The organism is Arthrobacter sp. Y3223065 (assembly GCF_059090885.1).
In genome coordinates this window covers 381,049-394,357 of the sequence record NZ_JBNHGC010000002.1, presented here as the reverse complement: position 1 = coordinate 394,357, position 13,309 = coordinate 381,049, and the positions used below count along the sequence as shown (strand labels likewise).

8 protein-coding genes are annotated in these 13,309 nt (G+C 67.3%); 2 read left to right on the top strand and 6 right to left on the bottom strand.

The features are described 5' to 3' along the window. Positions 1-102: 102 nt before the first annotated feature. Positions 103-3,993: a DNA-directed RNA polymerase subunit beta' gene (locus tag AC5RUK_RS06745; RefSeq protein WP_494151715.1), complete on the bottom strand. Its 3,891-nt coding sequence runs from the start codon at positions 3,991-3,993 to the stop codon at positions 103-105. A 115-nt stretch (positions 3,994-4,108) separates the two neighbouring features. Continuing rightward, on the bottom strand, positions 4,109-7,627 hold the full coding sequence (rpoB, locus tag AC5RUK_RS06740) for a DNA-directed RNA polymerase subunit beta (protein WP_494151714.1): 3,519 nt from the start codon (positions 7,625-7,627) through the stop codon (positions 4,109-4,111). 482 nt (positions 7,628-8,109) lie between these two features. On the opposite strand from rpoB, the gene AC5RUK_RS06735 reads away from it, so the two are divergent. Both AC5RUK_RS06735 and AC5RUK_RS06730 read left to right on the top strand, forming a co-directional pair. Beyond that, positions 8,110-9,312, top strand: coding sequence for an acetyl-CoA C-acetyltransferase (locus AC5RUK_RS06735; protein ID WP_493989375.1), 1,203 nt, complete (start codon positions 8,110-8,112; stop codon positions 9,310-9,312). A gap of 64 nt (positions 9,313-9,376) precedes the next feature. Continuing rightward, on the top strand, positions 9,377-9,874 hold the full coding sequence (locus tag AC5RUK_RS06730) for an aminoacyl-tRNA deacylase (protein ID WP_494151713.1): 498 nt from the start codon (positions 9,377-9,379) through the stop codon (positions 9,872-9,874). A gap of 98 nt (positions 9,875-9,972) precedes the next feature. On the opposite strand, the gene rplL is transcribed toward AC5RUK_RS06730, so the two are convergent. The 4 genes from rplL to AC5RUK_RS06710 form a co-directional block, all read right to left on the bottom strand. Then, positions 9,973-10,350 carry a 50S ribosomal protein L7/L12 gene (gene rplL / locus AC5RUK_RS06725; RefSeq protein WP_493989377.1) on the bottom strand — a complete coding sequence of 126 codons (378 nt, stop codon included), beginning with the start codon at positions 10,348-10,350 and terminating at the stop codon, positions 9,973-9,975. Between the two features lie 68 nt (positions 10,351-10,418). Beyond that, entirely contained in the window at positions 10,419-11,003 is a 585-nt protein-coding gene (rplJ, locus tag AC5RUK_RS06720; protein WP_493989378.1) for a 50S ribosomal protein L10, read from the bottom strand. Positions 11,004-11,277: 274 nt separating this feature from the next. Next, the gene (locus tag AC5RUK_RS06715) at positions 11,278-12,012 is read right to left on the bottom strand and encodes a FadR/GntR family transcriptional regulator (protein ID WP_493989379.1); all 735 of its coding nucleotides are present in this window, start codon (positions 12,010-12,012) and stop codon (positions 11,278-11,280) included. 122 nt (positions 12,013-12,134) lie between these two features. Then, on the bottom strand, positions 12,135-13,238 hold the full coding sequence (locus AC5RUK_RS06710) for a GNAT family N-acetyltransferase (RefSeq protein ID WP_494151712.1): 1,104 nt from the start codon (positions 13,236-13,238) through the stop codon (positions 12,135-12,137). Positions 13,239-13,309: the final 71 nt, after the last annotated feature.

Here is a 13,309-nt window from a genome sequence, read left to right as displayed (position 1 = left end):
CGCCTCCCGCTGCCCCGGAATCGGGGAGCAGGAGGCGGTTCCGTGCTTGCGCCAGGGCGCTGGCCCCGCACCGGTGGGGTGCGGGGCGCAGCGTGCTATTCGCTAGCGGTAGTCGCTGCCCAGGTCGTAGTCATCCAGCGGGATGGCGTGGAACTCGGGCGTCAGCGAACCATCGGCGCCGGCGTAGTCGAAGTCGCCGAAGGCGCTCGGGCCGGTAAACAGGTTGGCCTTCGCTTCCTCCGTGGGCTCCACCGACACCTGGGTGTACCGGTCCAGGCCGGTGCCGGCCGGGATCAGCTTACCGATGATGACGTTCTCCTTCAGGCCCAGCAGCGGGTCGGACTTGCCTTCCATGGCCGCCTGCGTCAGGACGCGGGTGGTCTCCTGGAAGGACGCGGCCGACAGCCACGACTCGGTGGCGAGCGAGGCCTTGGTGATGCCCATCAGCTCGTCACGGCCGTTGGCCGGCTGCTTGCCCTCGGACACCGCCTTGCGGTTCTCCGCCTGGAAGCGGCTCCGCTCGGCCAGCTCGCCCGGCAGCAGGTCGGTCTCGCCGGACTCGATCACGGTGATGCGGCGCAGCATCTGGCGGACGATGACTTCCACGTGCTTGTCGTGGATGCCAACACCCTGGCTGCGGTACACGCTCTGGACCTCGTCCACCAGGAACTTCTGCGCCTGGCGCGGGCCGAGGATACGCAGCACCTGCTTCGGGTCCTTGGCGCCGGTGACGAGCTGCTGGCCGACGTCCACGTGCTGGCCGTCTTCGACCAGCAGGCGTGCACGGCGCAGCACCGGGTAGGCGATCTCTTCCGAGCCGTCATCGGGGGTGACGATGACGCGCATCTGGCGCTCGCCGTCCTCGATGGACACGCGTCCGGCCACTTCGGCCATCGGCGCGACACCCTTGGGGGTACGGGCTTCGAAGAGCTCCTGGATACGGGGCAGACCCTGGGTGATGTCTTCCGCGGAGGCCACGCCACCGGTGTGGAAGGTACGCATGGTCAGCTGGGTACCGGGCTCACCGATCGACTGTGCGGCAATGATGCCTACGGCCTCGCCGATGTCCACGGTCTTGCCGGTGGCCAGCGAGCGGCCGTAGCAAAGCGCACAGGTACCGACGGCGGACTCACAGGTAAGCACGGAGCGCACCTTGATCTCGGTGATGCCGGCGTCGATCAGTTCCTGGATCAGCACGTCGCCGACGTCGGAGCCGCCCGGGGCCACCACGGTGCCCTCGGAGTTCACCACGTCGGTGGCCAGCGTACGGGCGTAAGCGGAGTTCTCCACTTCCTCGGCCCGGCGCAGTTCACCGTTGTGGTCGGCCTCGGCGATGATCGTGTTCAGGCCGCGCTCGGTGCCGCAGTCCATCTCGCGCACGATCACGTCCTGCGACACGTCCACCAGACGACGGGTCAGGTAACCCGAGTTGGCGGTACGCAGCGCGGTATCGGCCAGGCCCTTGCGGGCACCGTGCGTGGCGATGAAGTACTCCAGCACCGACAGGCCCTCGCGGTAGGAGGACTTGATCGGACGCGGGATGATCTCGCCCTTCGGGTTGGCCACCAGGCCGCGGATACCGGCGATCTGCCGGACCTGCAGCCAGTTGCCACGGGCACCGGAGGACACCATGCGGTTGATGGTGTTCTCCTTGGTCAGGTTCTTCCGCATCGCGTCGGCAACCTCGTTGGTCGCCTTGTTCCAGATGTCGATCAGTTCCTGGCGCCGCTCGTCGTCGGCAATCAGGCCCTTGTTGTACTGGGACTCGACGCGCGCGGCCTGGGTCTCGTAGCCCTCCATGATGGCGGCCTTTTCGGCGGGCGCGGCGATGTCGGAGATCGCCACGGTCACACCGGAACGGGTCGCCCAGTAGAACCCGGCGTCCTTGAGGTTATCCAGCGTCGCCGCGGTGACGACCTTCGGGTAGCGCTCGGCCAGATCGTTTACGATCGCCGAGAGCTGGCCCTTGTCCGCCACGCGTGCCACCCAGGGGTAGTCATCGGGCAGGGTGTCGTTGAAGATGACCTGGCCGAGCGAGGTTTCGATCAGCGCTTCCTGGCCCTCTTCCCAGCCCTCCGGTGCCGGCTGGTCCGCGCTGGGCACGAAGCCGGGCACGCGGATCTTGACCACGGAGTTCAGGTGCAGCTCGCCGGCGTCGTGGGCCATGATGGCCTCCGCCGGGCTGGAGAAGACACGGCCTTCGCCGGTTCCGCCTTCGCGCTTGGTGGTCAGGTGGTGCAGGCCGATGATCATGTCCTGGGAGGGCAGGGTCACCGGACGGCCGTCCGACGGCTTGAGGATGTTGTTCGAGGAGAGCATCAGGATGCGCGCCTCGGCCTGGGCCTCGGGGCTCAGCGGCAGGTGCACAGCCATCTGGTCGCCGTCGAAGTCGGCGTTGAACGCGGCGCAGACCAGCGGGTGAAGCTGCAGCGCCTTGCCTTCCACCAGCTGCGGTTCGAACGCCTGGATGCCCAGGCGGTGCAGGGTTGGTGCACGGTTGAGCAGCACCGGGTGTTCGGTGATGATCTCTTCGAGCACGTCCCAGACCTGCGGGCGGAAGCGCTCGACCATCCGCTTGGCGCTCTTGATGTTCTGCGCGTGGTTCAGGTCCACCAGGCGCTTCATGACGAACGGCTTGAACAGCTCCAGCGCCATCTGCTTGGGCAGGCCGCACTGGTGCAGCTTCAGCTGCGGGCCGACCACGATCACGGAACGGCCGGAGTAGTCAACGCGCTTGCCCAGCAGGTTCTGCCGGAAGCGGCCCTGCTTGCCCTTGAGCATGTCGGACAGCGACTTCAGCGGACGGTTGCCCGGTCCGGTGACCGGACGGCCGCGGCGGCCGTTGTCGAACAGCGAGTCCACTGCCTCCTGCAGCATCCGCTTTTCGTTGTTGACGATGATTTCCGGCGCGCCCAGGTCGAGCAGGCGCTTCAGGCGGTTGTTGCGGTTGATCACGCGGCGGTACAGGTCGTTCAGGTCGGAGGTCGCAAAGCGTCCGCCGTCCAGCTGCACCATCGGGCGAAGCTCCGGCGGGATCACCGGAACGGCGTCCAGCACCATGCCCAGCGGCGAGTTGGTGGTGGTCAGGAAAGCGTTGACGACCTTCAACCGCTTCAGGGCGCGGGTCTTGCGCTGGCCCTTGCCGTTCTTGATGATGTCGCGCAGGGACTCGGCCTCCGCGGCCATGTCGAAGTTCTCAAGGCGGTTCTTGATGGCCTCGGCACCCATGGCGCCCTCGAAGTAGAGCCCGTAGCGGTCGCGCAGCTCGCGGTACAGCCCCTCGTCGCCCTCGAGGTCGGCGACCTTGAGGTTCTTGAAGCGGTCCCAGACCATGTCGAGGCGCTCGATCTCGGCGTCGGCACGCTTGCGCACGTTGGCCATCTGGCGGTCGGCGGAGTCGCGGGCCTTCTTCTTCTCGGCGGCCTTGGCGCCCTCGCCCTCCAGGCGGGTCAGCTCGTCCTCGAGGTCCTTGGCGATCGCCGCGATGTCGGAGTCGCGGGTATCGGCCAGCTGCTTCTTCTCCAGGTCGTGCTCGGCCTGCAGGTTGGGCAGTTCCTCGTGGCGGCGCTGCTCGTCCACGCTGGTGATCATGTAGGCGGCGAAGTAGATGACCTTTTCCAGGTCCTTCGGCGCCAGGTCGAGCAGGTAGCCCAGGCGGGAGGGGACACCCTTGAAGTACCAGATGTGGGTGACCGGGGCGGCCAGCTCGATGTGGCCCATCCGCTCGCGGCGGACCTTGGCACGGGTGACCTCGACGCCGCAGCGCTCACAGATGATGCCCTTGAAGCGCACCCGCTTGTACTTGCCGCAGTAGCACTCCCAATCGCGGGAAGGTCCGAAGATCTTCTCGCAGAAGAGGCCGTCCTTCTCGGGCTTCAGGGTGCGGTAGTTGATGGTTTCCGGCTTCTTGACCTCGCCGTAGCTCCAGTCGCGGATGTCGTCCGCGGTGGCAAGGCCGATGCGCATGAGGCCGAAGGAGGATTCGCTGGACATATGGTCCCTGTTCTCTCTTGTTCTCTAAATCTGAAAGTCTGTTGGGTTACGGAAAGAGGACGCCGTGCGGCGGGCCGGCCGCGGTGCGGAAGGCACCCGCGGCCGGCCGGCGCGGCTAGACCTCTTCGACGGAACTCGGCTCGGCCCGGGAAAGGTCGATGCCCAGTTCTTCCGCGGCCCGGAAGACTTCTTCATCCGAGTCACGCATTTCGATCGCGGTGCCGTCGGTGGAGAGTACTTCCACGTTCAGGCAGAGCGACTGCATTTCCTTGATCAACACCTTGAAGGATTCGGGAACGCCCGGCTCCGGGATGTTCTCGCCCTTGACGATCGCCTCGTAGACCTTGACGCGGCCGTGGATGTCGTCGGACTTGATGGTCAGCAGTTCCTGCAGGGTGTACGCGGCACCGTAGGCCTCCAGGGCCCACACTTCCATTTCACCGAAGCGCTGGCCGCCGAACTGCGCCTTACCGCCCAGCGGCTGCTGGGTGATCATCGAGTACGGGCCGGTGGAACGCGCGTGGATCTTGTCGTCCACCAGGTGGTGCAGCTTCAGGATGTACATGTAGCCCACGGACACCGGATCCGGGAACGGCTGGCCGGAGCGGCCGTCGAACAGGCGCGCCTTTCCGGAAGCGCCGATCAGGCGTTCGCCGTCGCGGGTCGGATTCGTTGAATCCAGCAGCCCGGTGATCTCGAACTCGCTGGCACCGTCGAACACCGGCGTGGCCACCGTCGTCGGACCCGTCTGGCGCGGCAGGTTCGGCAGATCCTTGGCCCAGTCCGGGTTGCCCGTGATGTTCCAGCCCTGCTTCGCGGCCCAGCCGAGGTGGACTTCCAGCACCTGGCCCACGTTCATGCGGCCGGGAACACCCAGCGGGTTCAGCACGACGTCGACCGGGGTGCCGTCTTCCAGGAACGGCATGTCCTCGACCGGCAGGATCTTGGAGATGACGCCCTTGTTGCCGTGGCGTCCGGCGAGCTTGTCGCCGTCCGTGATCTTGCGCTTCTGCGCCACGTACACGCGCACCAGCTGGTTCACGCCCGGGGGCAGCTCGTCGTCGTTGTCGCGGTCGAAGATCCGCACGCCGATCACGGTGCCGGACTCGCCGTGCGGGACCTTCAGGGAGGTGTCGCGCACTTCGCGGGACTTCTCGCCGAAGATCGCGCGCAGCAGGCGCTCTTCCGGGGTCAGCTCCGTCTCGCCCTTGGGGGTCACGCGGCCGACGAGGATGTCGCCGGCGTCGACCTCGGCACCGATGTGGATGATGCCGCGCTCGTCCAGCTGGGAGAGCACTTCCTCCGACACGTTCGGGATGTCACGGGTGATTTCCTCGGCACCGAGCTTGGTGTCGCGGGCATCAACCTCGTGCTCCTCGATGTGGATGGAGGTCAGCACGTCGTCGGAGACCACGCGCTGCGAGAGGATGATCGCGTCCTCGAAGTTGTGGCCTTCCCAGGACATGAACGCCACCAGCAGGTTCTTGCCCAGCGCCAGTTCGCCCTGGTCGGTGGACGGGCCGTCGGCGATGATGCTGCCGGTTTCCAGCCGCTGGCCCTCGGAGACGAGGACGCGCTGGTTGTACGCGTTGCCCTGGTTGGAGCGGGCGAACTTCATGATCGGGTACCGGGTCTCGGTGCCGTCGTCGTTCAGGGCGGTGACCAGGTCGGCGGAGACCTCGGTGACCACGCCCGGCTTGGCGGCAACCACGGAGTCGCCGGCGTCGACAGCCGCGTAGCGCTCCATGCCGGTGCCGACCAGCGGGGCTTCCGAACGCAGCAGCGGCACAGCCTGGCGCTGCATGTTCGCGCCCATCAGCGCGCGGTTGGCGTCGTCGTGCTCCAGGAACGGAATCAGGGCGGTCGCCACCGACACCATCTGGCGCGGGGAGACGTCCATGTAGTCGACTTCGGTGGCCGGCACGAGTACCGGCTCGCCGCCGCCGCCGCGCTCACGGCTGAGGACCAGGTCCTCTTCGAAGTGCAGGTCCTCGGTGAGCGGGGCGTTCGCCTGGGCGATCACGCACTCGATTTCGTCGTCGGCCGTCAGGTAGTCGACCTGGTCGGTGACCTGGCCGTTGACGACCTTGCGGTACGGGGTCTCGATGAAACCGAACGCGTTGATCCGGCCGTAGGAGGCCAGCGAGCCGATCAGGCCGATGTTCGGGCCTTCAGGGGTCTCGATCGGGCACATGCGACCGTAGTGCGAGGGGTGCACGTCACGGACTTCCATGCCGGCACGGTCGCGGGACAGGCCGCCCGGGCCCAGCGCGGACAGGCGGCGCTTGTGCGTCAGGCCGGCCAGCGGGTTGTTCTGGTCCATGAACTGGGACAGCTGCGAAGTGCCGAAGAACTCCTTGATCGCTGCCACCACGGGGCGGATGTTGATCAGGGTCTGCGGTGTGATCGCTTCGACGTCCTGGGTGGTCATGCGTTCGCGGACCACGCGCTCCATGCGGGAGAGGCCGGTGCGGACCTGGTTCTCGATCAGTTCCCCGACCGCACGGATGCGGCGGTTGCCGAAGTGGTCGATGTCGTCGATCTCGACGCGGAGGTCGTGGTCGGCGCCGTCGCGCTTGCCCGGGATGGTGGTCTCGCCGGCGTGCAGCGCCACCAGGAACTTGATCATGGCGACGATGTCGTCATTGTTCAGGACCGAGGCGTCCGGATCCGTGAGCGGCTTGTCGATGCCCAGCTTGCGGTTGATCTTGTAGCGGCCAACCTTGGCCAGATCGTAGCGCTTGGGGTTGAAGTACAGGTTGTCCAGCAGGGACTGGGCAGCCTCGACTGTCGGCGGCTCGCCCGGACGGAGCTTGCGGTAGATGTCGAGGAGGGCTTCCTCCTGGGTCTGGGTGGCGTCCTTCTCCAGCGTGGCGCGGATGGAGTCGTACTCGCCGAAGGTCTCCAGGATCTGGCCCTCGGTCCAGCCCAGGGCCTTGAGCAGCACGGTCACGGACTGCTTGCGCTTGCGGTCAAGGCGGACGCCGACCTGGTCGCGCTTGTCGATTTCCAGCTCGAACCAGGCGCCGCGGGACGGGATGATCTTCGCGGTGAAGATGTCCTTGTCGCTGGTCTTGTCGGCGGTCTTCTCGAAGTAGGCGCCCGGCGAGCGGACCAGCTGGGAGACGACGACGCGCTCGGTGCCGTTGATGACGAAGGTGCCCTTGTCCGTCATCAGCGGGAAGTCGCCCATGAACACGGTCTGCTGCTTGATCTCGCCCGTGTTGTTGTTCATGAACTCGGCCTTGACGTACAGCGGCGCGGAGAACGTGGCGTCGCGGTCCTTGCACTCGGCCATGGTGTACTTCGGATCGGCGAACTCCGGCTCCGAGAAGCTCAGGGACATGGTGCCCTGGAAGTCCTCGATCGGGGAGATCTCTTCGAAGATGTCGGCGAGGCCGGAGGTGGTGGCCACGCCCTGGCGGCCTTCTTCCTGGGCCTTGGCTACGCGCGCCTTCCAGCGTTCGTTGCCGACCAGCCAGTCGAAGCTGTCGGTCTGAAGGGCGAGCAGATTGGGAACGTCAAGAGGTTCGTGAATCTTGGCGAATGAGAGCCGCCGGGTTGCTCCGTCGTTCGACGAGGCGTCCAGCAGGCTGTTAGCGGTATCGGTATTAGAGGTGCTCGAGGCGACCAAGAGGGATCCTTCCACAGACCTTCAGGCTTGTCCTGCGCTTCCGCACCGCCGGCACCCCGAATGGGGCCCGGACATCACCTGGATCCGCTATATGATCCTTGCCCGCCGCACGATCTGCAGTTAAACACAGATAGGGCGTGGCGAAGCCCACCGCTATATGAAGGCCAAAGGTTTTGAGGGAAGACGCAAATACCAAGTGTACGGCACCGCGGCGCGGAATGTCCAGCATGCAGGCAGGCGCAGTTCACCGCTGCGCCCGTCCTCGGGCCGGGGCGGCGCACCGGGTGCGCGGTGCAAAAAGCGTCTTCGTGGTTGCCCTCCCCCGGACAACGCCATCAGCATATACCCCGCGCCCGGCTTTTTCCGGCCTGCGCTTCGGGCGAGTTGCCCAAACGCGGGTAATCTGTGAACCAGATCATACCGACGGCAAGCCGGCGGCCCGGTTCAGCCGGGCCAGACGGCACGGAAAGGGCATCGACACCATGGCCGAGAACAACAGCAGCCGAGACGACGTCGTCATCCTGAACGGCGCGCGGACGCCCAATGGACGACTGAACGGCCAGCTCGCATCATTCACCGCGGTCGAGCTCGGCGGCAAAGCCATCGCCGCCGCGCTGGAGCGCTCCGGCGTCGCGGCCGAACAGGTGGACGCGGTCATCATGGGCCACGTCATCCAGGCCGGGGCGGGCCAGAACCCCGCCCGGCAGGCAGCGATCGCCGGCGGGCTCGGCTGGAACGTCCCCACCGTAACGATCAACAAGGTGTGCCTCTCCGGGCTGGCTGCCATCACCGACGCCGCCCGGCTGATCCGGTGCGGCGAGGCGCAGCTGGTGGTGGCCGGCGGGCAGGAGTCGATGACCAACGGCCCGCACCTGCTGCCCGGTTCCCGCCAAGGCTGGACCTACGGCAGCCTGACCGCCCTGGATGCCACGGCCCACGACGGGCTCACCGATGCCTTCGACCACGAGTCCATGGGCGCCTCCACCGAGCGCCGGAACAGCGAGCTGGGCATCGGCCGCGAAGCGCAGGATGCAGTGGCCGCCGCGTCCCACCAGCGCGCCGCCGCGGCCGCGGAAAGCGGGGTCTTCGAGGACGAGATCGTTCCGGTCACCGTGCCGCAGCGCAAGGGCGGGGACCTGGTGGTCGACCGCGACGAGGGCGTCCGGCCGCAGACCACGGTGGACAGCCTGGCCCCGCTGCGCCCGGCCTTTGCCAAGGACGGCACCATCACGGCCGGAAACTCGTCCCCGCTGTCCGACGGCGCGGCCGCCGTCGTGGTGGCGAGCCGCGGTTTCGCCGAGGACAACGGGCTGGACTGGCTCGCCGTCGTCGGCCGCCCCGGGCAGGTGGCGGGACCGGACACCTCGTTGCAGTCCCAGCCGTCCAACGCCATCTCGCAGGCCCTCAAGCGGGCCGGCTGGACCACCGCCGACCTGGATTTCATCGAAATCAACGAAGCCTTCGGCGCCGTCGCCGTGCAGTCGCTGCAGGACCTGGACCTGCCGCTGGAGAAGTGCAACATCCACGGCGGGGCCATCGCCCTCGGCCATCCGATCGGCGCCTCCGGTGCCCGGCTGGCGCTGACGGCCGCCTGCGAGTTGCGCCGGCGCGGAACCGGCAAGGCCGCTGTCTCCCTGTGCGGCGGCGGCGGCCAGGGCGAGGCGCTGCTGCTCTACCGGGACTAGGACCCGGGCGGCCCCCGGCGACCCGGCCGGGAATACCGGCCCGGCGCCGGGGCTTGAACCGGACATGAACCACGAATCCGGTGCCCCCGCCCTGCCGGCCGGCCTGCAACGTTTCCTGGCCGGTGCGGAAGCCCACTCGCTGAAGGTCGACGTCGCCGAACGTTCCGGCGCCCGCAGCCTCGCGGAGGCGGCGCAGCTGTTGGGCATTGCCGAGGCAGACATCGTCAAGACCCTGGTCATCAAGCACAAGGACGGCTCGTTCCTGTTCGCCCTCATCCCCGGGGACCGGCAGATCTCCTGGCCCAAGCTCCGGTCGCTGCTGGGGGTCAACAAACTGTCGTTGCCGCACGCCGATGTGGCGTTTACGGCGACCGGCTACCGGCGCGGCACCATCACCCCGCTGGGCAGCAGCACGGCGTGGCCGGTGTACGCCGACGAGTCCATCCGCGGCCGGAGGATTTCGCTGGGCGCCGGGGAGCACGGTTACTCCGCCTTTGTCGACGCCGATGCGCTGACGTCCGCGCTCGGCGCCACCGTGGCCGACATCTCCGACCCGGCCTGAGCCCGGCGCGGCCCACAGGCCGCGTTCCTCGGGCGCAACCAGCACAAAGCCCCGCCGCCCGGTGAGGGGCGACGGGGCTTTGAAGAAGCTGAAAGAGCTTACTTGAGGGTGACGGTCGCGCCGGCAGCCTCGAGAACTTCCTTGGCCTTGTCGGCAGCTTCCTTGGTGGCGCCTTCGAGGACGGCCTTCGGAGCACTGTCAACCAGGTCCTTGGCTTCCTTCAGACCCAGGGAGGTCAGGGCACGGACTTCCTTGATCACTGCGATCTTCTTGTCGCCGGCAGCTTCGAGGACGACGTCGAATTCGGTCTGCTCCTCGGCAGCGGCTTCGCCGCCGCCGGCGGCGGGGCCTGCAACGGCAACAGCAGCAGCGGTGACCTCGAAGGTCTCCTCGAACAGCTTGACGAACTCGGAGAGCTCGATAATGGTCAGTTCCTTGAAAGCTTCAATGAGCTCTTCGTTGGTGAGCTTCGCCATGGTTGGCGTCCTTCCTGATAGGTGATGCGGCTGGTGTGTCCGCACCAAGAGTTGGTTGGTGAAGAGACTTACTGCTCTTCGGCGGCAGCCTCGGCCGGGGCCTCGGTTGCTTCGGCAGCGGGAGCTTCGGCTTCGGCAGCTTCGGCCGGAGCTTCGGCAGCGGCGCCACCGTTCTCCTCCTGCTTGATGCGCAGCGCATCGAGGGTGCGGGCCAGTGCGGACATCGGCGCCTTGAGGACACCGGCGACGCGGGCCAGCTGGTGCTCGCGGGACTCGAGAGCGGCCAGCGCAGCAACGGCGGTTGCGTCCAGGGCCTTGCCCTCGAAGACACCGGTCTTGATGATGAGCTGCGGGTTGGACTTTGCGAAATCCGTCAGGGACTTGGCGGCTGCAACGGCGTCACCCTTGATGAAGGCGATAGCAGTGGGTCCGGAAAGCTGGCCGTCGAACGCGTCGATGCCGGCTTCCTTGGCTGCAATGCCAGTCAGGGTGTTCTTTACGACCGCGAACTTGGTGTCCTGGCCGAGAGAAACACGCAGCTCCTTGAGCTGTGCAACGGTAAGCCCGCGGTATTCGGTTAGGACTGCAGCGCTGGATTCCTTGAAATCGGTGGTGATTTCTTCAACGGCTGCCACCTTGGTTGGCGTTGCCATAACCCTCCTTCCGGGGAATAGTGCCGGTGGTTCGGGTCACACGCATAAAAAACGCCCCATGCAGATGCACGGGGCTTCGTTCCCGCACCGGCGTTCCGGCAGCGGGGCAATGCTTCGTTCACCTGCGCAGGCCGTCCCAGGCATGGGACTTTCGGTTGAAAACGTGGAGGATTTCAACGACCGACGGTCTTTGGTTCTTCAAGGTTACGGGATCCTGCTGCCGGACTCCAAATCGGCGGCAGGTGAGGGGCGCCAATCGGCCCGCCGGGACGCGTCAGACGGCGGCCGACCGTACGGGAGAGGCTTTCCCCGGGCCCGCGGCACTGCCGTCGAGGTCGTCCTGGACCTGGTTGACGTGGTCCTCCATGGCCTGGCGCGCTCCCGGGGAGTCCCCGCTTTCGACGGCGGCGAGCACCCTGCGGTGCATGGCCAGCGTGCGGGTACGGACGGCCTGCGCCACAAAGGCTTCCCGCCGCGCGTCCGCCAGCACCCGGGCCATCGGCACGAAGACCGCCGGAAAGAGGATGTTGCCGGACGCTTTGAGGATCGCCGTGTGAAACAACCGGTCGGCTTCGACGAAGGCATCCGGGTCATCCGCGGCATCCGCCGCAGCCATCGACTCCAGCTCCCCGCGCAGCAACGCCAGGTCGGCAGCGGTGCGGCGGAGGGCAGCCAGCGCAGCGGCGCCGGATTCGACCAGGCGCCGCACTTCGAGCAATTGCCGTGAGGCGGCGGAGTCGCTCATGCTGTACGCCGCGGCGCGGACGACCGCTTCGACCGAGGTCCACCTCTCGGCAGGGTTGATGAAGGTGCCGCGGCCCCGCTGGATGCTGATCACGTTCATGGCCCGCAGCATGGTGAGGGCCTCCCGGACGGTCAGACGGCTGACCTGCGACCGGGCGGCGATCTCGGCCTCGGTCGGCAGCGCGTCTCCGGGCGCCATCCGGCCGGCGATGATCTGCTCCAGCAGGTCTTCCGCCACCGTGTCCACCAGCGTCCTGCGTTCCATCGGCCCTCCCGTCACACCCGGCGGCATGCCGGTGCGCTGTCATCCTAACCGCCGCTGACGGTTACCGACGCGTAGCATTACGGGCGGGCGCCACACGGCGCCGCCCGGCCGGGTTTCCCGGCCTACTGACCCGGACGCAGCTTCTTCTGCCAGGCGGCCTCGTACCCGGCCGGGGCGAAGCCGAGCGCCGTGTTGATGTCCAGCATGTGGCTGTTTTCGGCGGCGTTCCAGGTGTATAGCCGCCGCCCCTGCGGCCACGTTTCCGCCACCCGCTGCAGGTTGCGGACCTTGATCCACATGCCCAGGTTGTGGCCACGGTGGGCACGCAACACCAGCGTGTCCTCCTGGAAGACCACCTCGGGTTGCTCCGGGAAAAATTCCAGCACGGTATGGCCCACCAGCTGGCCGCTGGGCACATGCCGGGCCGTGACCACCAGGCAGCGGCCGCCCTTGCGCCGCAGCTCTTCCTCATGGTGGCGGACCCGTGCCGCGTCCCACGCTTCTTCCTCGTAGTCCAGTTCGCCCAGCGGGACGTCCGTGCTCATCCGCTGGCGCAGGGCCGCATACTGGTCCACGTGATCCGGCGGGCAGCTGTCGGTCCACTCCACCAGCCGATAGTCCCCGCCGGCCTTCCCGGCAGCTGCTGCCGCCCGGGCCGCCAGCCAGTCCTGGTCGACGGGAAGCGGCATCCTGCTGCAGCGCTCCACCTGTTCGAGCCGGAAGCCTCCGGCCAGCGCAAAGCGCACGGCCGGCGCTGACGCCGGCAGGGCCCCGGACCCGGTCTCCGGCAGGAGCATGTCCGGCCCTTCGGGATCGAAATCGGCCGGCTGCTCGCTCCAGGCCTGCAGCGTGGTCCGGCCCTGGCTGACCGCACAGGCCTCGGCCTCCCCCAGCAGCCTGCTTCCCACACCACGGCGGCGGTACTCGGGGTGGACAGCCACAAAGACGTACCCGTTCCGCTGGTTGTCCCGCAGCGAGAGTTCGAGCAAGGCGCGCCCGACGTGCCGGTCGCCGTCCTTGGCCGCCCAGAGATACGTCACCGAGTAGTCGGTCGCCCGCGATCCCTCGAGCCTGACCGCCGGGCTCACCCAAAAATCGTTGTTGCCCCAAATCAGCCCGTTGACCAGGTTGGCCAGCTCGGCGGATGCGATGAAGTCCGCCCCGCCGGGCCCCTCCAGGGCAGGCGGGATCGGCAGCGGCGCGACCGTGATGGAGGTGGCGGGCATATGTGCTCCTCGGCACTGAGGCCGTGATTGGGCTGAGGCAGTGATTGGGCAGTGCCAATCACTTTACGGCA

Excerpts from the sequence above, each read along its gene's own strand:
- AC5RUK_RS06745 (WP_494151715.1), bottom strand. The coding sequence starts at position 3,993 with ATGTCCAGCGAATCCTCCTTCGGCCTCATGCGCATCGGCCTTGCCACC.
- AC5RUK_RS06735 (WP_493989375.1), top strand. The coding sequence starts at position 8,110 with ATGGCCGAGAACAACAGCAGCCGAGACGACGTCGTCATCCTGAACGGC.
- AC5RUK_RS06730 (WP_494151713.1), top strand. The coding sequence starts at position 9,377 with ATGAACCACGAATCCGGTGCCCCCGCCCTGCCGGCCGGCCTGCAACGT.
- rplL (WP_493989377.1), bottom strand. The coding sequence starts at position 10,350 with ATGGCGAAGCTCACCAACGAAGAGCTCATTGAAGCTTTCAAGGAACTG.
- rplJ (WP_493989378.1), bottom strand. The coding sequence starts at position 11,003 with ATGGCAACGCCAACCAAGGTGGCAGCCGTTGAAGAAATCACCACCGAT.
- AC5RUK_RS06715 (WP_493989379.1), bottom strand. The coding sequence starts at position 12,012 with ATGGAACGCAGGACGCTGGTGGACACGGTGGCGGAAGACCTGCTGGAG.
- AC5RUK_RS06710 (WP_494151712.1), bottom strand. The coding sequence starts at position 13,238 with ATGCCCGCCACCTCCATCACGGTCGCGCCGCTGCCGATCCCGCCTGCC.